Below are 19,215 nucleotides of genomic sequence, written 5' to 3'. Positions count from 1 at the left end.
ATGCTAGTCCGGTGCTCGAGTAGTACTCCTACACTGCGCTCCTCCTAGCATACGTGCCTCGATCTGCTCGGTTCTCTGAATCCTCCTTTTTAAACGGATATTTAGGAAAAAATAAAAGCCGGTTTACACTATGTTTTTATTCTCGAAATATGTATTTTTAGGAATTCTATAACTTTTTCTATACAAATAGTCGGAAAAACGCTAGAATACATGATAGACCATTTTTGTAATAGGAGTGTAGAGCTGAATGTTACATCAATTTTCACGTAATGAATTAGCCTTTGGTAAAGAAGGACTTGAAATATTAAAAAATAGTACAGTCGGTATTTTAGGAATTGGCGGCGTAGGGTCATTTTCGGCAGAGGCGTTAGCACGTTCTGGCGTAGGACGTCTCGTATTAGTTGATAAAGACGTTGTAGATATTACAAACGTAAACCGTCAAATTCACGCGTTAGTATCTACTGTAGGACGTTCAAAAGTAGAATTAATGAAAGAGCGTATCGCAGACATTAATCCAGAGTGTGAAGTAATTGGACTAGAAATGTTTTATACTGATGAAACATATGAAGAGTTCTTCAAACATGGATTGGATTTCGTAGTAGATGCATCTGATACGATTACGTTCAAAATTCATTTAATTAAACAATGCTTACGTCGAAAAATTAAAATTATCTCATGCATGGGTGCAGCAAATAAAATGGACCCAACTCGTTTCCGTATTGCGGACATCTCTAAAACACATACAGATCCAATTGCGAAAGTAATTCGTACGAAGCTTCGTAAAGATGGTATTAAAAAAGGTGTAAAAGTTGTCTTCTCTGACGAAAACCCAATCGTAATTCGTGAAGAAGTACGTAAAGAAATCGTACCAGACGAAAATGCAAAAATTCGTAAAGCGAAATTACCACCTTCATCAAATGCATTCGTACCATCTGTGGCAGGCCTAATCATGGCAAGTCACGTTGTACGTGAACGTATTAAAAACGTTGAAGTGAAGCGTGTAGGGCAAGAATAAAAAGAAAGCATATATCCGTCAAGGGTATATGCTTTTTCTATTATGTTTTAAAGAATTGCATATATTTGCAATACTAATAATTCGAATGTAAGTAATCCTAATAAAGAATAATCGTATTTATCCGACTTATAGGCGGAAGTCTTTTTTAAACTCTTAATGGTAAAAAGGCCTAATATTAGAACGAGAATACCGAGTGTTATTTTGAAGACTATTAATGAAATAGCAACCATCTCCTTTCAAACATATATCTTTATAGTAACATTTAAGTAAGTAATATCCAATTATTCCCTGGTGTTTCCTTGTGTGAACTTGAGGTCTATTGTTGTCAATTTTTTCTATAAATCTATATAATTATATTCACAAATATTATTTTTACCGAAGAAAAAAAGATGCCACACAGTCAGAAACCCCGACTAGGTGACATCCTTTTTAATTCTCTGCAGAATAAATAATATCTAAATTTCCATTTTGATCTGTTTTGAAAATTGGAGCGATCTGTTCCTCTTGTTCTTCAACCGAAACGAGTTTTCGAGCACGGTCCATAATTCTAACAAGCATTGCATAATCTTCTTCGATTGCTTGTTGTTTTTTTGAGAGTACCGCTAATTTTGCTTCCAGTTCATGATTCGTTTTTTTCAAAGTCGTGAGCTGAGCTTGTAATACTTCATTTTCAGTTTGTAACTTTGCGAGTGAAGGGTTGGTATGCTCTAAGTTTTGCAAAAACGAGATGACATGTTGCATTGTAAGATCCTGTTTGTTTGGCATAATATCTTCTGAAAACTCGGCATCAATTACGAGTTGTTTCGTTTGCGTGAAATGCTCTTTTTCTATTTTAGCTTCAGAGCGTTTTAATTCTTTACGTTGTTTTTTTGCAAGTTGCACCGCATCTTCGTAATTCGGTCTTACTTCAGCATTCCATCTAAATCCGCAAGCTGCGGAAGTGCGGTTCAATGTATCGCCGACTTCATCGAATGCTTTTATTTGTGTGCTACCGCTGCGAATATGTCGTAAAACAGTTTCTGCTAAAAGGAGATCGTCTTCTTTTGTCCATGCATCTTGACGTGTTTTCATAAGCGAAGCCTCCATAATGGTGACGTTTTCGCTTAGGTTACCCTTTATTTTTCGTTTTATTCGAACTTTGTAATCTTTCATATACAGTAGAAAGTGCTTGCTCAAATTTCCCTGTCGTTTTCGGTTTATAATATTGTTTGTTTTTTATTTTATCAGGTAAGTATTGTTGTTGTACCCATCCATTTGGATGGTCGTGTGGATACAAGTATCCAATGCCTCTTCCAAGTGATTCTGCGCCTTTGTAATGACTATCTTTTAAATGACTTGGAATGTCGCCTGTTTGACCGTTACGTAAATCGTGTAATGCAGTATCAAGTGCTTTGTAAGCTGAGTTTGATTTTGGTGATAAGCAAAGCTCGATAACAGCATTTGCAAGTGGTATGCGTGCCTCCGGGAATCCAACTCGTTCCGCTGATTCTATAGCTGCTAGTGTACGCGGTCCGGCTTGTGGGCTAGCAAGTCCGATATCTTCATATGCCATAATAAGAAGACGTCTACCAATGCTTTGTAAATCACCAGCTTCAATAAGACGTGCTAAATAATGAAGTGCTGCATTTACATCACTTCCGCGCACCGATTTTTGAAATGCCGATAATACGTCATAATGAGCATCTCCACCTTTGTCGTGAACGAAGCTCTTTTTTTGCAAGCATTCTTCTGCAATTTCTAGCGTAATTACCGCAGCTTTTTCGTCCGTTGTAAAGCTAGATAAAACAGCTAGTTCAAGTGCATTATAAGCAGAACGCATATCTCCACCAGATGCATTTGCAAAGTGATGTAATGCTTCCGACGTAACCGTTACATCATATTCCCCAAGACCTTTTTCTTTATCTTCAAGTGCTCGTTTTAAGCCAATTAAAAGATCATCTTCTGTTAATGCGTGTAATTCGAAGATTTGACAACGACTTCGAATAGCAGAATTAATAGCATGGAACGGATTACTCGTTGTTGCACCGATTAAGGTAAGGAGTCCGCTTTCTAAATGAGGTAATAGAAAATCCTGTTTTGCTTTATCTAGACGGTGTACTTCATCTAAAATTAAAACGAGGTGTCGATGCATCTTTGCTTCTTGTACAACAACTTCCATATCTTTTTTATTATGAGTAACAGCGTTTAATAGGCGAAAAGGGGTTCCAGTACTTCCTGCAATTGCGCTCGCAATGGATGTTTTTCCTGTGCCTGGAGGGCCGTATAAAATCATAGATTGAAAATGATTTGCTTGGACCATTCGCCATAAAATTTTTCCTTCACCAACTAAATGTTGTTGTCCGATAATTTCTTGAATATTTGTAGGGCGCATTCGATGTGCGAGTGGCTGTTTCATTTTTACCGTCTCCCTTAATGTATAATCTCTTTCTATCGTATCATTTTTTTTAGTGGAATTTGAAATAGGATGCTGTTTTGTGGGAAAAATGAATATAAATATTTTCATTTTTCTTTCAATTGTAATAATTTCCGAGTTTTTCAATGTGATTTTATGTTATCATTTTGATACACAAGTTGAAATTTCTTATAATACTATATTATGCTATAATTTCATAGGATTTTAAATTGTGTTCTTTTATAAATAAGATATAACCAATAGAAGTGAAAATTTGAAAAGAGGTGCAAAATAGATGAAGATTTCAACGAAAGGCCGCTACGGCTTAACAATTATGATCGATCTTGCAAAAAAGTTTGGTGAAGGTCCAATTTCCTTAAAATCAATTGCGCAGGCACATGATTTATCGGAACATTACTTAGAGCAATTAATTTCACCACTTCGTAACGCTCGTCTAGTAAAGAGTACGCGCGGGGCATATGGCGGATATGTATTGTCTGATCAGCCAGCTAACATTACAGCTGGGGATGTAATCCGTGTATTAGAGGGTCCGATTAGTGTTGTAGAAATGATAGAAGAAGAGGAACCGGCACAACGCCAATTATGGATGCGTGTTCGTGATGCGGTGCAAGAAGTGTTAGATAGTACAACGTTAGAAGATTTAGTACGTTATGAGGAAGAAAATCACGGGGGCTATATGTTTTACATTTAATTCCTTGTGAAACGATTTGGAAAGAAGGAGATTTAATGGAACGCATTTACTTAGATCATGCTGCGACATCTCCGACTCACCCAGAAGTGGTCGAAAAGATGATTCCATATATGACAGAAACATTCGGGAACCCGTCTAGTATTCACTTTTATGGACGTCAAACGCGCCATGCAGTAGATGAGGCGAGACGCGCGGGAGCACGTAGCATTCATGCGAATCCGAATGAAATTATATTTACGAGCGGTGGTACAGAAGCTGATAATTTAGCGCTTATAGGTGTAGCACGTGCGAATCGTCATAAAGGTAACCATATTATAACGACGCGAATTGAACATCATGCAATTTTGCATACGTGTGAATTGTTAGAGCGCGAAGGGTTTGAAGTGACATATTTACCTGTTGATGAAACAGGACGCGTTCAAGTTTCTGACATACAAAATGCATTAACAGAAGAGACGATTCTCGTATCCGTTATGTTTGGGAATAATGAAGTCGGGACGATGCAACCAATCGCGGAAATAGGGAAGTTGCTAAAAGAGCATCAAGCTTATTTTCATACAGATGCGGTACAAGCTTACGGATTAGTAGAAATAGATGTGAAAGAGTTCGGCATTGATTTATTATCGATTTCAGCTCATAAAATTAATGGACCAAAAGGTGTAGGGTTCCTATATGCTGGTGCAAATGTGAAATTTGAACCGTTATTAATAGGCGGGGAGCAAGAAAGAAAACGCCGTGCTGGTACTGAAAATGTACCGAGTATCGTTGGTTTGCAACATGCAATTTTGTTAGCTGAAAAAACGCGTGAGCAAAAAAATGCCCAATATGAAGAGTTTAAAGATATAATGGTATCTGTCTTCAAAAATGAAGACATTACTTTCGAGGTAAACGGAAACTTAGAATATCGCTTACCACATGTGCTTAATATCAGTTTTACAGGAATGAACATTGAACCGTTCCTTGTGAACTTAGATATAGCTGGCATTGCAGTGTCAAGTGGCTCGGCGTGTACAGCTGGTTCGATTGATCCATCACATGTATTAGTAGCGATGTTCGGAAAAGACTCCGATCAAATACGTTCATCCGTACGCTTTAGTTTCGGACTTGGAAATACGAAAGAGCAAATTGAGAAAGCGGCGTACGAAACAGTGAAAATCGTGAAGCGATTAACACAAAATTAGCATGGGAGGTGACATGATGAACAAACTACCTCAAGAAACACGCGTTGTCATCGGGATGTCCGGTGGCGTCGATTCATCTGTAGCAGCTCTTTTATTAAAAGAGCAAGGTTATGATGTAATCGGAATTTTTATGAAAAACTGGGATGATACAGATGAGAATGGTGTCTGCACAGCAACAGAAGATTACAATGATGTAATTGAAGTGTGTAACCAAATTGGCATTCCATATTATGCAGTAAACTTTGAAAAACAATACTGGGATAAAGTATTTACGTACTTCTTAGATGAGTACCGAGCTGGTCGTACACCAAACCCAGATGTAATGTGTAACAAAGAAATTAAATTTAAAGCATTTTTAGAGCATGCGATTGCGCTTGGTGCTGATTATGTAGCGACAGGTCATTATGCACGCGTTGCTTATATGGACGGTGAATATAAAATGCTTCGCGGCGTTGATGATAATAAAGACCAAACGTATTTCTTGAATCAATTAAGCCAAGAGCAATTATCAAAAACAATGTTCCCATTAGGTGAATTAAAGAAACCGCAAATTCGTGAAATGGCGACAGAAGCTGGTTTAGCGACAGCGGCGAAGAAAGATAGTACTGGTATTTGCTTTATCGGTGAGCGTAACTTTAAAGATTTCTTAAGCAACTATTTACCAGCGCAACCAGGTGTGATGCAAACATTATCTGGTGAAGTGAAAGGGAAGCATGACGGTTTAATGTACTATACAATTGGACAACGTCATGGCCTTGGTATTGGTGGTAACGGTGATCCGTGGTTTGCTGTTGGGAAAAACTTGAAAGAAAACATTTTATATGTTGATCAAGGATTCCATAACGAGCTTCTATATGGTGATGAAGTTATTGCTACGAATATCGGCTGGGTAAGTAATGAAGCGAAAGAAAAAGAATTTAAGTGCACAGCGAAATTCCGTTATCGTCAAGAAGACAATAAAGTAACGGTTCAAATCGTTGATGAAAATACAGTTCGTATTCTTTGTGATGAGCCAATTCGTGCAATTACACCAGGACAAGCAGTTGTTTTCTATGATGGAGATGAGTGCTTAGGCGGTGCTACAATTGATGAAGTATATCGTAGTGGTAAGAAATTGGATTATTTAGGATAAAATGAGAAGCCTCTGCCGATTAGCGGTTAGAGGTTTCTTTTACATAAAGCGAATTTTCTTTCGCTTGGAAAATACATTCTTTGTTATAATTTGTTGTAGAGGTGAAGGACATGTCAAACAAACTTGAAACAGGTATTCAATATATGCAAGAAGGAAACTGGGAAGAAGCTGCTAAAAATTTCACAGAAGCAATCGAAGAAAATCCGAAAGATGCGCTTGGATACATTAATTTTGCGAACTTATTAGATGTACTAGGTGATAGTGAAAGAGCAATTTTATTTTATAAACGTGCATTAGAATTAGATGATAAATCTGCGGCTGCTTATTATGGATTAGGAAATGTATATTACGGTCAAGAGCAATTTGCAGAGGCAAAGGCTGTATTTGAACAAGCGATGCAAGCGGGATTACAATCAGCTGATGTAACATTTATGTTAGGTATTACACATGTGCAGCTTGGAAATGATCGTCTTGCACTTCCATTTTTACAAAGAGCAACAGAATTAGATGAAAACGATGTAGAGGCTGTGTTCCAGTGCGGACTTTGCTTTGCACGTTTAGAACATATTCAAGAGGCGAAACCTTATTTTGAAAAGGTATTAGAAATGGATGAAGAGCATGCAGATGCGTATTATAATTTAGGTGTTGCGTACGTATTTGAAGAAAATAACGAGAAGGCTCTTACTTTATTTAAGAAAGCAACTGAAATTCAGCCAGATCACTTTTTAGCTGGTAATGGTGTTCGTTTATTGGAGCAAGAAGCTGAATAAGATGAAAATATAGTTTAATGGGTAGTTATCCCTCATCTAAATAGGTGGGGGATGTACTGCTCATTAAAGTGAAACGAACCGGAAAGGAGAGGAAAGATGGGAAATCAACATGCAATGGATTTGTTTGAGGAAGATAAAAAGTTTATAAAAGCGCAAGTTCTTCACACCATTTTCCACAACGAAGAAAACCTCTATTCCGTTGTCAGTATGAAAGTCATTGAGACGAATGAAACGTACGACGAAAAAAAAGTGATGATAAACGGTCATTTTCCCCGCATGCATGAAGATGAAGTGTTTACATTGACAGGGCATTTTAAAGACCATCCGAAGTATGGGAAACAATATTTAGTTGAAACATTTAAGAAAGAATTGCCGCAAACAAAAGCTGGTATGGTGCAATATTTAGCGAGTGATTTATTTAAAGGGATAGGAAAGCGTACAGCTGAAAAAATTGTGGATCATCTTGGGGAACATGCCATCTCTAAAATTATGGATGATCCAGATGCGTTAAATGGTGTTGTCAATAAGCAAAAAGCTCAAGAAATATATGAGACAATTGTTGAACATCAAGGACTAGAGAAAGTAATGAGTTTTTTAAATGGTTACGGTTTTGGAACGAAGCTTTCTATTAAGATTTACCAGCAATATAAAGAGATGACATTAGAAGTGATTCGTAATAATCCGTATAAGCTTATTGAAGAAGTGGACGGGATTGGATTTGGAAGAGCGGATGATATAGGACGTGCGTTAGGTATATCGGGTAATCATGATGACCGTGTACGTGCGGGTTGTTTTTATACGTTAGAGAATGTTTCTTTGCAACTTGGTCATGTTTATATGGGAAAAAATCAACTTGTAAGAGAAACGATGTCACTTTTAAATAATCAAGAAGGAAGAGTGACCGAGGAAGACATTGTAGCTTGCGTTGAAATGATGCAAAGTGAAGGGAAAGTTATCATAGAAGAAGAACGAGTGTATTTAGCATCGTTATTCTACTCAGAAAAAGGTGTTGTAAAGTCTATTCACAGGCTTATGAATCAGGAGGAAACACCCTCATTTCCTGAAGCAGAAGTGTTAAAGACGTTAGGTCAAATTGAAGAACAACTGAATGTACAGTATGCACCGTTTCAACAAGAAGCGATTCAAACGGCACTTCATAAACCGATGATGTTATTGACAGGTGGACCAGGAACAGGGAAAACAACAGTTATTAAAGGAATTGTTGAAATGTATGCGTCACTTCACGGGCTATCGTTAAATCCGAATGAATACAGTGACGATAATCCATTTCCGATATTATTAACGGCCCCAACAGGAAGAGCAGCGAAGCGAATGAGTGAATCAACAGGGCTTCCAGCTTGTACAATTCACCGTTTACTTGGCTGGACCCCAGAAGGGTCTTTCCAGCGTAATGAAACGGATCCGGTACAAGGGAAATTGCTTATTATTGATGAATTTTCAATGGTTGATATTTGGCTTGCAAATCAGCTGTTTAAATCATTGCCGACTAACATTCAAGTTATCGTTGTAGGTGATGAAGATCAATTACCATCTGTAGGACCTGGACAAGTGTTGAAAGATTTATTGAATGCAGGTGCAGTTCCAACAGTGAAGCTTACTGAAATTTATCGTCAAGCGGAAGGCTCATCTGTTATTCAACTCGCCCATGCGATAAAAAATGGAACGCTTCCACCAGATTTAGCGCAAAATCAAAAAGATCGTTCATTTATCGGCTGTACAGGAGCTCAAATTGTTGAGGTTGTTAAGAAGGTTTGTGAAAATGCTAAGACAAAAGGGTTTAGCGCAAGAGATGTACAAGTACTGGCCCCGATGTATCGTGGCCCTGCCGGTATTAATGTACTAAACGAAGCGTTGCAAGAAGTGTTTAATCCGAAAAGGGAAAAGAGTAAAGAAATTGCTTACGGTGATGTTGTATACCGAAGAGGCGATAAAGTACTGCAACTCGTTAATCAACCGGAGAGCCAAGTGTTTAATGGTGATATCGGAGAAATTGTTTCGGTGTTTTATGCGAAAGAGAACGTTGAACAACAAGATATGATTATCGTTTCATTTGATGGAATTGAGGTAACGTATACAAAGCCAGACTTAAATCAAATTACACATGCCTATTGCTGTTCGATTCATAAATCGCAAGGTAGTGAGTTTCCGATTGTGATTATGCCGATAGTGAAAAGTTACAATCGTATGTTACGTCGTAATTTAATTTACACTGGTATTACAAGAAGTAAAAAGTTCCTCATTATTTGCGGGGAGGAAGCAGCTTTCCAATCTGGTGTAAATCGCCTTGATGATGCAATGCGTCAAACGACTTTAGCGAATCGTTTGCAAGAATCACAAGGAGAAGTACAGATGGTAACAGTTAATGGCGAAGAAATGGACGTGGAAAACATTTCACCGTATGATTTCATGTAACAAGGTGAAATTATATAGTGAAACTTTCAAACGTATATCGTTGAAAGGCTCCAGTAATGTATAAATGAATGCGGTTTGGACATAATGGCGAATAGAATCTGGGAGACTGTAAGGAGATGAAAGCCATATGTTCATTTGTCCAAATTGCAAAGGGAAAGACATTGGAAAAATAGGTGTCAACCAATTTTATTGCTGGAATTGTTATATCGAATTATCGGTTTCAAAAGGGAAAATCCATACGCATCAAGTAGAGGAAGATGGTTCATTAAGCTCTCTTGATGATTTATTTGATGAGAACGAAAGAACGATCGGATAACGAAAAGGGGGATTTACTTTGAATCTACGCAATTCATTAATCGCATTAGGTGTTGGAGCGGCAGCATATCAATATGCTCGCAAGCAAGATGTATTTTCAAAACGCAATATGAAAAAAGCACGTAAGATGATTAAATCTTATTTATAAGCGCAAAAAACTCCCTTCATAATAAGGGAGTTTTTTTATGCACTTGTATGTAAATATAAAAGTCCAATTTCAGAGAAGAGATACGATAGGCCGTAACATCCAACGCCAAGCATTCCGTAATGAAATAACTGCTTCGCCCTTTCTTTTCGGGAGGAACGAATAAAGAAACCTTTCCAAATCCCAAACCCGATACAAACCCATTCAAGAATCATAAAAAGTGCTGATAATACGAGCATAAATAAAACCATTATTAGCCCTCCTGATTATATTGTTTCATGCTGCATTCTCAGGGGTGGTTGTCCTTGTTATGTTATGTATATGTATGTCTTTACAAAACAGTATGGTCTGCACGAAAAGATTTTAAAACTTTTGCACATAACCTACCCTGTTTATTTTCAAAATAAAGGTGGAGGAGGTTTTTCGTGTGAAGAATCTTAAAATCATTTGGATATATCGTTTAGGGTTATTGTTACTTGTATTTCTTTGTTTACTTGTCTTTTTAAAAATTAAGCCGCTATGGGCACCGATTATTTTTGTATTTAAAGTGGCAATTACACCGTTTCTTATTGCATGCTTTATTGCGTATTTATTGCATCCTTTAATTGAAAAAATTCATAAAGAGGGGATGCCACGTACACTTGCTATCTTGCTTATTTACATCCTTTTCTTTGGCGGAATTGGTTATGGGATTTATAAAGGAACGCCAGTTGTTATTAAACAGTTACAAGAGATTAATGAACAATTTCCGCAGTTTACAAAAATGTATGATTCTTGGATGGATGGCGTCACAGAACAAACAGCAAATTTCCCATCATTTATTCATGAAAAGGTGAAACAAATTTTTGTTGGTGTAGAAACGAAGATACAATCACTTTTAAATAAAGTGATGAGTACGGCTCGTGGCGTACTGGATTCGTTGCTTATTATTTTCTTAATACCGTTCATTGTATTTTACATATTAAAAGATTACGGTGAATTTTATCACATCTTTTGGAAACTAGTCCCAAGTAAGTGGCGTAGTACAGGGCAAATGCTGGCGAAAGAAATTGATAAGTCACTCGGAAGTTATATTCGAGGACAGTTATTTGTTTGCTTAGTATTAGGGGGAGTATCTGTTCTTTCCTTTTGGTTTATCGGTATGAAATATCCACTATTACTCGGCATTATTATTGGGGTAACGGATATAATCCCGTACTTCGGTCCTATTTTAGGGGCGATTCCGACATTGATGATTGCGGCAACGGTATCAACGAGTTTACTCATTAAGGCGGGAATTACGATTGCTATTTTGCAGTTTTTGGAAAGTAACATTTTATCACCTTACATCGTTGGTAAGTCACTTCGTATGCATCCTGTTATTATTATGCTTGCATTACTAGTTGGAGGAGAGATAGCTGGGATTGTAGGATTACTAATATCAGTTCCAATTTTAGCGGTTATTCGTACAGTGATTGTTCATGTAAGACCTCTTTGGAAAAAAGAAGATGTGTAATATGAAAGCCCTCTACTTATAAAAGTAGAGGGCTTTCATTATTTAGAGAGTTGCTCGTGTATTTGTTGAACGAGAGAGCTTACATCATTTGTTTGAATATGCTTTATTTTTTTCCATTCATTATCGTACATAAATATAATTTGATTGCTGAAAAGCCGCTTTTGCTCTTTTAGATTAGAAATGTTTGCAAAAGAGTACTCTTCAAATATTGGGTTCTTACTTACATCTGGTCCATAAAAGAAGAGCCGTTTGTTCGTTAAAATTAACAGTCCTGGTCTTGCAACGGAACGATAAATAAATATATCTAATGAACATGCAGTGTAAAATAATATCGTTTCGTCAGTCGTTAATATGTTTTTAGCCTTGTTCAATAAAGTTGTCATTTTGCTCACTCCTTTATTATTGATAATTTAATTATAACAAAAAAATAATATTCTGAAAAAAATATAGAGGTAGTACAATTTATTAATAAATGCATAATATATTGAAAGGCTGTTAAGAATGAATAGTAGAATAACTATGGTTAATGCAATATAAATGATTATCTACATTGACAAACTTAAGAGAATTCTATTATATTTAGTCATATAATACATTAAATCAATGACGGAAAAAGTACGTTACAGTCCATTTATAGAGAGAAGCTTCCATATGGCTGAAAGAAGCTTTAAATGAAGGGTAACAGAAAGCTAATCCTGAGAGCAGCTAATCACTGCCGTCTTGCCACGTTACGGCACCATGAGGTGATGAATTGATTGTTATAATAATCAATTCATAATTAGGGTGGTATCGCGAGTTAACTCTCGTCCCTTTTATAGGGGCGGGAGTTTTTTATATTTAAGGAGGAAAATACAATGAAACAACTAACAGGCGCACAAATTCGTCAAATGTTTTTAGACTTTTTCCAAGAAAAAGGACATGCAGTAGAACCTAGTGCATCACTAGTTCCGCATGAAGATCCATCTCTGTTATGGATTAACAGTGGTGTAGCGACATTAAAAAAATATTTTGATGGACGTGTAATCCCGCAAAATCCACGTATTACAAATGCCCAAAAATCAATTCGTACAAACGATATTGAAAACGTAGGGAAAACAGCTCGCCACCATACATTCTTTGAAATGTTAGGAAACTTCTCAATCGGTGATTACTTTAAAGAAGAAGCAATTACTTGGGCTTGGGAATTCTTAACGAGCGACAAATGGATCGGATTCGATAAAGAATTACTATCAGTTACAATCCATCCAGAAGATGAAGAAGCATTCACAATTTGGAATGAAAAAATGGGTGTTCCAAAAGAGCGCATCATCCGTTTAGAAGAAAACTTCTGGGATATCGGTGAAGGACCAAGCGGACCGAATACAGAGATTTTCTATGACCGCGGAGAAGCTTATGGTAATGACTTTAGTGACCCAGAATTATATCCAGGCGGAGAAAACGAGCGTTACTTAGAAGTATGGAACCTTGTATTCTCTCAATTTAACCATAATCCAGACGGTTCATATACACCGCTTCCTAAGAAAAATATCGATACAGGGATGGGTCTAGAGCGTATGACATCTATCGTTCAAGATGTACCTACAAACTTTGATACAGACTTATTCATGCCGATGATTGGCGCAACAGAATCAATTTCTGGTGAGAAGTATCGTAATGGTGACTTAGAAAAAGATATGGCGTTTAAAGTAATTGCTGACCATATCCGTACAGTAACATTTGCTGTAGGTGACGGTGCTCTTCCATCTAACGAAGGCCGTGGTTATGTATTACGTCGTTTATTACGCCGCGCGGTTCGTTATTCGAAGAAATTAAACATCAACCGTCCATTCATGTTTGAATTAGTGCCGGTTGTTGGAGAGGTAATGAAAGACTTCTACCCAGAAGTACTTGAAAAGAAAGATTTCATAGCAAAAGTTGTGAAAAATGAAGAAGAGCGTTTCCATGAAACACTTCATGATGGGGAAGCAATTTTAGCTGAAGTTATCACAAAAGCAAAAGAAGAAAAAACAACTGTTATTTCTGGAGTAGATGCGTTCCGTCTATATGACACATATGGTTTCCCGATTGAATTAACAGAAGAATATGCAGAAGAAGCTGGTATGACAGTTGATCAGGAAGGCTTTGAAAGTGAAATGGAAAAACAACGTGAGCGCGCACGTGCTGCTCGTCAAGACGTTGATTCTATGCAAGTTCAAGGCGGTGTCCTTGGAGAAGTGAAAGTAGCGAGCGAGTTCGTTGGTTACGGTACAGTTGCAACAGAAAGTAACGTTGTTGCACTTGTGAAAAACGGCGAATACACAGATAGCTTACAAGCTGGTGAAGAAGGGCAATTAATGCTTGATGTAACACCATTCTATGCTGAGAGCGGTGGACAAATTGCAGACCGTGGTTACCTTCTTGCTGACGGCGTGAAAGTACTTGTAAAAGACGTACAAAAAGCACCAAATGGTCAAAACTTACACAAAGTTGTTGTTGAAGAAGGTACATTAACGAAAGATGCGGCTGTGAAAGCTATTATCGACACGAAAAACCGTAGTAGCGTTGTGAAAAACCATACAGCAACTCACTTACTACACCAAGCATTAAAAGACGTACTTGGAACGCATGTTAACCAAGCAGGTTCTCTTGTAACTTCTGAACGTTTACGCTTTGATTTCTCTCACTTCGGTCAAGTACAAGCTGACGAATTAGAAAAAATTGAGCGTATGGTAAACGAGAAAATTTGGGAAAGTATTGATGTTGAGATTTCTCAAAAAGCAATTGAAGAAGCGAAAGAAATGGGCGCAATGGCATTATTCGGTGAAAAATACGGTGATGTTGTACGCGTTGTACAAGTAGGCGATTATAGCTTAGAGCTTTGCGGTGGTTGTCACGTTGATAACACAGCTTCAATTGGTATTTTCAAAATCGTTGCTGAGTCTGGTATCGGTGCAGGAACGCGTCGTATTGAAGCAGTAACTGGTAAATCTGCATACGAATTAATGAACGATCAAGTAGGTTTATTAAAAGAAGCAGCAGGAAAAATGAAAACAAACCCGAAAGATATTTTAACAAGAGTGGATGGTTTATTTGCTGAAGTAAAACAACTTCAAAAAGAAAACGAATCTCTTGCTGCAAAATTAAGCAATATTGAAGCTGGAAACTTAACTGATTCAGTAATGACAGTTGATGGCGTAAACGTATTAGCAGCGAAAGTAAACGTTGCAGATATGAACAACTTACGTACGATGATGGATGACCTGAAAAATAAATTAGAGTCTGCAGTTGTCGTATTAGCGTCTGTAAATGATGATAAAGTAAACATCTTAGCTGGCGTAACGAAAGATTTAATTAGCCAAGGTTACCATGCTGGTAAACTTGTGAAAGAAGTAGCTTCTCGTTGTGGCGGCGGTGGTGGTGGCCGTCCTGACATGGCTCAAGCAGGCGGTAAAAACCCAGCGCAAGTTGAGGAAGCTTTAGCATTTGTACAAGAGTACGTTAAATCTGTTTCAAAATAAAGAGATAGTAGTGTACAATGGTAGGGAGAGGAGAAGTTCTTCTCCCTATACTTACTATATAAGTGAGGTGCTTGAAATGGACGGTTTTGATAAAACAATGAAGTTTAGCATTCAAGATGAAAAACAGAGTGTCCATGTAAATGATGTACTTTTAACTGTGTATGATGCACTTCAAGAAAAAGGCTATAATCCGATTAACCAAATCGTCGGTTATTTATTAAGTGGAGACCCAGCATACATACCTCGCCATAAAGATGCACGAAGCATCATTCGCAAGCTTGAACGTGATGAGTTAATTGAAGAGCTTGTGAAGTCGTACTTGAAACATCATCGTGAGGAGTAGTTTATGCGGATATTAGGTTTAGATGTAGGTACAAAAACAGTCGGAGTTGCAATGAGCGACGAAATGGGCTGGACAGCGCAAGGGCTGGAAACAATCAGGATTAACGAAGAACGAGGCCACTTTGGTTTTGACCGTATTTCTGAGTTAGTAAAGCAGTACAATGTGGACAAAATAGTAGTAGGTTTACCTAAAAATATGAATGGTACAATTGGCCCACGTGGTGAAGCGTGCCAGCAATTTGCAGAAAACCTGCGAAATCTGTTACAATTAGAAGTTGTAATGTGGGACGAGCGTTTGTCAACGATGGCAGCGGAACGTCTGCTCATTTCAGCTGATGTGAGTCGTAAGAAGCGAAAACAGGTAATCGATAAGATGGCTGCAGTCGTAATCTTACAAGGATTTTTAGATAGTAAATAAGAGGTGACCAAAATGGAAGAAAATCAAATTACAATTGTAGACGAAAAAGGTAACGAACATTTATGTGAAATTATTTTCACTTTTGATGCTGAAAAATTTGGCAAAAAATCATACGTAGTCTTCTCTCCAATCGGTGAAGTAGACGAAGATGGAGACCCAATTTATGATGCAATGGCTTATGAGCAAAATGAAGAAGAGGGCGGAAGTTTACTTCCAATCGAATCTGAAGAAGAGTGGGAAATGGTACAAGAAATGTTCAACACTCTAGCTGATGAGCAAGAAGCTGAATAATAAGTACTGAAAAGGTGGACGACATATAGTCCACCTTTTTTTATATGTAAAATGAAAGATTTTTTGTCGAAACCGTGTAATCCTTTGTAGTATAATGAGACGGATTGTAGAAAAATAAAATGTCTATCTAAAAAAAGATAAATAAATTTATTGTGTTTTTATATCGTGTTGTATAGAAAGATATACATACGGTCTACAATTTAATTAAGGAGGAAGAGTGTTGATAGAGAATCAAGTGAAAAAAAAGCGTAGACGTCTTTTTTTATTTTCGATTATTGCACTGCTTTTAGTTTGTGGTTCAGTCTATGCGTATATTTCATCCGCATTAGGACCAGTTGATAGCGGGAATAAAAAAGAGATTGAAGTAGAAATTCCAAAAGGATCATCTACTAGTAAAATTGGTGAGATTTTAGAAGAAAAAGGTGCTGTGAAAAACGGTACAGTTTTTAGTTTTTATACAAAGGCTAAATCTAAAAATTTACAAGCGGGTACATATTTATTAAATCCTTCAATGAGTGCCTCAGATGTTATTGAACAAATGTCATCTGGTAATGTACATCGTCCAGCTCTTTATAAAGTGACGATAAAAGAAGGTGCACAAGTAACTGAAATTGCAGAAACGGTTGCAAACGAATTAAAGTGGAATAAAGATGATGTCGTACGTCAATTAAACGATAAAGCATTTATTCAAAAAATGCAGCAAAAGTATCCGAAGTTGTTAACGGATAAAATCTTTGATAGCAATATTAAATATCTATTAGAAGGTTATTTATATCCTGCGACGTACTCTTTCTATAAAAAAGATACGACGTTAGAAGAAATTGTAATTCCAATGCTTGAGAAAACGAATGCAATCATTGTTCAAAACGAGGCAAAAATGAAAGCGAAAAACTGGGATGTTCATCAGCTTTTAACATTGTCTTCACTTATTGAAGAAGAGGCAACAGGCTTTACAGATCGTCAAAAAATCTCTAGTGTCTTTTATAATCGTTTGGAAAAAGGTATGCCCCTGCAAACTGATCCAACGGTATTATATGCACTTGGAAAGCATAAACAACGTGTATTATACGAAGATTTAAAGGTAAACTCACCGTACAATACGTATGTTGTGAAAGGATTGCCGGTTGGTCCGATTGCAAACTCTGGTAAACATTCAGTGGAAGCGGCGTTAGAGCCTGCACAAACAGATTATTATTATTTCTTAGCTGCACCAACTGGTGAAGTGTACTATGCGAAAACATTGGAAGAGCATAATGCATTAAAGCAAAAATATATTACGAAAAAACAGTGAAATGGGGAGGGATAGCGAAAAATGTCGCACATCCCTCTTTTTTGTGGTAAAATATATCGGGTTAAAAACTGGCAGAAGAATCGTTTTTAATATCAAAACGGGACGTACAAGCTAAGGATGAAGCTGGCTTGTATTTTTATTGCATTCTATGTGTGAAAAGACGTCATAGAGGCACTTCTCCATGTAAATAAGGAGGACCATTATGGAGGATGCAGTTAACGAGTACCTATTATCATTTATTGATCCGAAAGATAAATTAATTCTTGAAATGGAAGATTATGCGAAAGAAAATCATGTGCCGATTATGGATCGACTTGGAATGGAATTTATGTTGCAATTTTTACGTTTAATTGGACCAAAAAGCATTTTAGAGCTTGGTACAGCAATTGGTTATTCTAGTATTCGTATGATGCAAGCTATTCCAAATTCTCGCATTGTGACAGTTGAACGCAATCGTGAGCGATATGAAAAAGCACTTGAATATATAGAACGTTCATCAGTTAAAGAGCGTATTTCTGTTATTTACGGTGATGCGTTAGAAACAGGTGAGCAAGTAGAAGAACATGGAACGTTTGACGTTATTTTTATTGATGCAGCAAAAGGACAATATCGTCGCTTTTTTGACTTATATGAACCGTTATTAAACCCTGGTGGGGTAATTATTTCAGATAATGTTATGTACCATGGTCTTGTAACGACAAAAGAGAAAATTGAAAACAGACGTACACGTGGTTTAATCCGTCGTATTAAGACGTACAATGAATGGCTTATGAACCATGAAGGATATGATACAACGATTTTCCCAATTGGTGATGGAGTAGCTGTTAGTAAAAAGAGAGGGTGACCAAGGTATGAAGAAACCTGAATTGTTAGTAACGCCAAAAGCAGTAGTGGATATCGAACCTCTTGCGAAAGCAGGAGCAGATGCGGTAATGATCGGTGAGCAAAAGTTCGGTTTACGTTTAGCAGGGGAATTTTCACGTGAAGATGTGAAACAAGCTGTGAAGATTGCGCATGAAAATGGTGTGAAAGTATACGTAGCAATGAACGCTATGTTCCACAATGATAAAGTAGACGAATTAACAGATTATGTTGCATTTTTAAACGAAGTAAGTGTAGATGCAATTGTTTTCGGAGACCCAGCAGTATTAATGGCGGTCCGAGAAGTAGCGCCAAATATGCAATTGCACTGGAATACAGAAACAACAGCAACAAACTGGTTTACTTGTAACTACTGGGGACAAAGAGGAGCAAAACGCGCTGTATTAGCTCGTGAGCTTAGCTTAGATGAAATTGTTGAATTAAAAGAAAATGCTGAAGTGGAACTTGAAGTACAAATTCACGGTATGACTTGTATGTTCCAATCGAAGCGTTCCTTAGTAGGAAACTACTTTGAGTATCAAGGACGTAATCTTGACATTGAAAAGAAAAAATATGAAGAGAATATGTTCTTATATGACCCAGAGCGTAACAATAAATATCCAATTTATGAAGATGAAAATGGTACTCACATTATGAGTCCAAACGATATTTGTTTCATCGATGAGTTAGAAGAACTAATTGACGCTGAAGTCGCTAGCTTAAAAGTTGATGGTGTACTAAAAAGCTCTGCATACATTATTGAGGTAACGAAGAAATATCGTAAAGCAATTGATTTATGTGTAGAAGATCGTGATGCGTATTATGACGTGAAAGACGATTTATATAAAGAGATAGAAGAAATGCAACCAGTAAATCGTCCGTTAGATACAGGATTCTTCTTTAAAGAGACGGTTTACTAAACGAG

Annotated in this window: 20 protein-coding genes and 1 other annotated feature; of the genes, 16 read left to right on the top strand and 4 right to left on the bottom strand. The window is 37.2% G+C overall.

All coding sequences use genetic code 11. The features are described 5' to 3' along the window. The first annotated feature begins 247 nt into the window (after nucleotides 1-247). On the top strand, nucleotides 248-1,015 hold the full coding sequence (locus tag JDS99_RS24895) for a tRNA threonylcarbamoyladenosine dehydratase (protein ID WP_000903181.1): 768 nt from the start codon (nucleotides 248-250) through the stop codon (nucleotides 1,013-1,015). Between the two features lie 429 nt (nucleotides 1,016-1,444). Here the strand turns inward: JDS99_RS24895 and JDS99_RS24890 are convergent, their stop codons facing one another. Together JDS99_RS24890 and JDS99_RS24885 are read right to left on the bottom strand one after the other, a co-directional pair. Beyond that, the gene (locus tag JDS99_RS24890; protein ID WP_048541421.1) at nucleotides 1,445-2,086 is read right to left on the bottom strand and encodes an RsfA family transcriptional regulator; all 642 of its coding nucleotides are present in this window, start codon (nucleotides 2,084-2,086) and stop codon (nucleotides 1,445-1,447) included. 37 nt (nucleotides 2,087-2,123) lie between these two features. Beyond that, nucleotides 2,124-3,410 carry a replication-associated recombination protein A gene (locus JDS99_RS24885; RefSeq protein ID WP_098133953.1) on the bottom strand — a complete coding sequence of 429 codons (1,287 nt, stop codon included), beginning with the start codon at nucleotides 3,408-3,410 and terminating at the stop codon, nucleotides 2,124-2,126. 292 nt (nucleotides 3,411-3,702) lie between these two features. Between JDS99_RS24885 and cymR the strand changes: the two genes are divergently transcribed. The 7 genes from cymR to JDS99_RS24850 all read left to right on the top strand — a co-directional run bounded on the left by cymR (nucleotide 3,703) and on the right by JDS99_RS24850 (nucleotide 10,098). After that, complete coding sequence (gene cymR / locus JDS99_RS24880; protein ID WP_000704116.1) at nucleotides 3,703-4,119, top strand: cysteine metabolism transcriptional regulator CymR; 417 nt, start codon at nucleotides 3,703-3,705, stop codon at nucleotides 4,117-4,119. Between the two features lie 35 nt (nucleotides 4,120-4,154). Continuing rightward, a complete protein-coding gene (locus tag JDS99_RS24875; RefSeq protein ID WP_000439914.1) occupies nucleotides 4,155-5,300 on the top strand; it encodes a cysteine desulfurase family protein in 1,146 nt (381 codons plus the stop codon). 16 nt (nucleotides 5,301-5,316) lie between these two features. Continuing rightward, the gene (mnmA, locus tag JDS99_RS24870) at nucleotides 5,317-6,432 is read left to right on the top strand and encodes a tRNA 2-thiouridine(34) synthase MnmA (protein ID WP_001038022.1); all 1,116 of its coding nucleotides are present in this window, start codon (nucleotides 5,317-5,319) and stop codon (nucleotides 6,430-6,432) included. 110 nt (nucleotides 6,433-6,542) lie between these two features. Further along, nucleotides 6,543-7,202 carry a tetratricopeptide repeat protein gene (locus tag JDS99_RS24865; protein ID WP_000066396.1) on the top strand — a complete coding sequence of 220 codons (660 nt, stop codon included), beginning with the start codon at nucleotides 6,543-6,545 and terminating at the stop codon, nucleotides 7,200-7,202. Nucleotides 7,203-7,298: 96 nt separating this feature from the next. Beyond that, nucleotides 7,299-9,635, top strand: coding sequence for an SF1B family DNA helicase RecD2 (gene recD2, locus JDS99_RS24860; protein ID WP_088064458.1), 2,337 nt, complete (start codon nucleotides 7,299-7,301; stop codon nucleotides 9,633-9,635). A 127-nt stretch (nucleotides 9,636-9,762) separates the two neighbouring features. Then, on the top strand, nucleotides 9,763-9,951 hold the full coding sequence (locus JDS99_RS24855) for a hypothetical protein (RefSeq protein ID WP_000469281.1): 189 nt from the start codon (nucleotides 9,763-9,765) through the stop codon (nucleotides 9,949-9,951). Nucleotides 9,952-9,969: 18 nt separating this feature from the next. After that, nucleotides 9,970-10,098: a YrzQ family protein gene (locus JDS99_RS24850; protein WP_001053553.1), complete on the top strand. Its 129-nt coding sequence runs from the start codon at nucleotides 9,970-9,972 to the stop codon at nucleotides 10,096-10,098. 35 nt (nucleotides 10,099-10,133) lie between these two features. Here the strand turns inward: JDS99_RS24850 and JDS99_RS24845 are convergent, their stop codons facing one another. Continuing rightward, nucleotides 10,134-10,346, bottom strand: a complete 213-nt coding sequence (locus JDS99_RS24845) for a hypothetical protein (RefSeq protein WP_000242555.1) — start codon at nucleotides 10,344-10,346, stop codon at nucleotides 10,134-10,136. A gap of 176 nt (nucleotides 10,347-10,522) precedes the next feature. Between JDS99_RS24845 and JDS99_RS24840 the strand changes: the two genes are divergently transcribed. Beyond that, nucleotides 10,523-11,590, top strand: coding sequence for an AI-2E family transporter (locus JDS99_RS24840; protein ID WP_048541428.1), 1,068 nt, complete (start codon nucleotides 10,523-10,525; stop codon nucleotides 11,588-11,590). A 38-nt stretch (nucleotides 11,591-11,628) separates the two neighbouring features. On the opposite strand, the gene JDS99_RS24835 is transcribed toward JDS99_RS24840, so the two are convergent. Then, nucleotides 11,629-11,973 carry a PH domain-containing protein gene (locus JDS99_RS24835; RefSeq protein ID WP_060488234.1) on the bottom strand — a complete coding sequence of 115 codons (345 nt, stop codon included), beginning with the start codon at nucleotides 11,971-11,973 and terminating at the stop codon, nucleotides 11,629-11,631. Between the two features lie 211 nt (nucleotides 11,974-12,184). Next, nucleotides 12,185-12,404, top strand: a binding site (T-box leader). A gap of 40 nt (nucleotides 12,405-12,444) precedes the next feature. On the opposite strand from JDS99_RS24835, the gene alaS reads away from it, so the two are divergent. The 7 genes from alaS to JDS99_RS24800 all read left to right on the top strand — a co-directional run bounded on the left by alaS (nucleotide 12,445) and on the right by JDS99_RS24800 (nucleotide 19,210). Further along, a complete protein-coding gene (gene alaS / locus JDS99_RS24830; RefSeq protein WP_000811817.1) occupies nucleotides 12,445-15,087 on the top strand; it encodes an alanine--tRNA ligase in 2,643 nt (880 codons plus the stop codon). Between the two features lie 76 nt (nucleotides 15,088-15,163). Then, nucleotides 15,164-15,430: an IreB family regulatory phosphoprotein gene (locus JDS99_RS24825; RefSeq protein ID WP_000348590.1), complete on the top strand. Its 267-nt coding sequence runs from the start codon at nucleotides 15,164-15,166 to the stop codon at nucleotides 15,428-15,430. A 3-nt stretch (nucleotides 15,431-15,433) separates the two neighbouring features. After that, the gene (ruvX, locus tag JDS99_RS24820; RefSeq protein ID WP_001221204.1) at nucleotides 15,434-15,847 is read left to right on the top strand and encodes a Holliday junction resolvase RuvX; all 414 of its coding nucleotides are present in this window, start codon (nucleotides 15,434-15,436) and stop codon (nucleotides 15,845-15,847) included. A 12-nt stretch (nucleotides 15,848-15,859) separates the two neighbouring features. Next, nucleotides 15,860-16,138, top strand: a complete 279-nt coding sequence (locus tag JDS99_RS24815) for a DUF1292 domain-containing protein (protein WP_000392245.1) — start codon at nucleotides 15,860-15,862, stop codon at nucleotides 16,136-16,138. 220 nt (nucleotides 16,139-16,358) lie between these two features. Beyond that, nucleotides 16,359-17,429: an endolytic transglycosylase MltG gene (gene mltG, locus JDS99_RS24810; protein ID WP_199695874.1), complete on the top strand. Its 1,071-nt coding sequence runs from the start codon at nucleotides 16,359-16,361 to the stop codon at nucleotides 17,427-17,429. 202 nt (nucleotides 17,430-17,631) lie between these two features. Further along, nucleotides 17,632-18,273: an O-methyltransferase gene (locus JDS99_RS24805; RefSeq protein WP_046956307.1), complete on the top strand. Its 642-nt coding sequence runs from the start codon at nucleotides 17,632-17,634 to the stop codon at nucleotides 18,271-18,273. A 7-nt stretch (nucleotides 18,274-18,280) separates the two neighbouring features. Then, complete coding sequence (locus JDS99_RS24800) at nucleotides 18,281-19,210, top strand: peptidase U32 family protein (RefSeq protein WP_000742789.1); 930 nt, start codon at nucleotides 18,281-18,283, stop codon at nucleotides 19,208-19,210. Nucleotides 19,211-19,215: the final 5 nt, after the last annotated feature.

Origin of the sequence: Bacillus cereus group sp. N6 (genome assembly GCF_016483705.1) — a bacterium.
Classification (GTDB): domain Bacteria; phylum Bacillota; class Bacilli; order Bacillales; family Bacillaceae_G; genus Bacillus_A; species Bacillus_A wiedmannii.
Note: the sequence above shows the minus strand (reverse complement) of the source record. Positions and strands in the feature narration are given on the sequence as shown.

Coding starts and splice junctions, on each gene's coding strand:
- mnmA (WP_001038022.1), top strand. CDS start 5,317: ATGAACAAACTACCTCAAGAAACACGCGTTGTCATCGGGATGTCCGGT.
- JDS99_RS24895 (WP_000903181.1), top strand. CDS start 248: ATGTTACATCAATTTTCACGTAATGAATTAGCCTTTGGTAAAGAAGGA.
- JDS99_RS24875 (WP_000439914.1), top strand. CDS start 4,155: ATGGAACGCATTTACTTAGATCATGCTGCGACATCTCCGACTCACCCA.
- JDS99_RS24815 (WP_000392245.1), top strand. CDS start 15,860: ATGGAAGAAAATCAAATTACAATTGTAGACGAAAAAGGTAACGAACAT.
- alaS (WP_000811817.1), top strand. CDS start 12,445: ATGAAACAACTAACAGGCGCACAAATTCGTCAAATGTTTTTAGACTTT.
- JDS99_RS24805 (WP_046956307.1), top strand. CDS start 17,632: ATGGAGGATGCAGTTAACGAGTACCTATTATCATTTATTGATCCGAAA.
- JDS99_RS24885 (WP_098133953.1), bottom strand. CDS start 3,410: ATGAAACAGCCACTCGCACATCGAATGCGCCCTACAAATATTCAAGAA.
- JDS99_RS24845 (WP_000242555.1), bottom strand. CDS start 10,346: ATGGTTTTATTTATGCTCGTATTATCAGCACTTTTTATGATTCTTGAA.
- JDS99_RS24825 (WP_000348590.1), top strand. CDS start 15,164: ATGGACGGTTTTGATAAAACAATGAAGTTTAGCATTCAAGATGAAAAA.
- ruvX (WP_001221204.1), top strand. CDS start 15,434: ATGCGGATATTAGGTTTAGATGTAGGTACAAAAACAGTCGGAGTTGCA.
- cymR (WP_000704116.1), top strand. CDS start 3,703: ATGAAGATTTCAACGAAAGGCCGCTACGGCTTAACAATTATGATCGAT.
- JDS99_RS24800 (WP_000742789.1), top strand. CDS start 18,281: ATGAAGAAACCTGAATTGTTAGTAACGCCAAAAGCAGTAGTGGATATC.
- JDS99_RS24890 (WP_048541421.1), bottom strand. CDS start 2,086: ATGAAAACACGTCAAGATGCATGGACAAAAGAAGACGATCTCCTTTTA.
- JDS99_RS24835 (WP_060488234.1), bottom strand. CDS start 11,973: ATGACAACTTTATTGAACAAGGCTAAAAACATATTAACGACTGACGAA.
- recD2 (WP_088064458.1), top strand. CDS start 7,299: ATGGGAAATCAACATGCAATGGATTTGTTTGAGGAAGATAAAAAGTTT.
- JDS99_RS24865 (WP_000066396.1), top strand. CDS start 6,543: ATGTCAAACAAACTTGAAACAGGTATTCAATATATGCAAGAAGGAAAC.
- JDS99_RS24855 (WP_000469281.1), top strand. CDS start 9,763: ATGTTCATTTGTCCAAATTGCAAAGGGAAAGACATTGGAAAAATAGGT.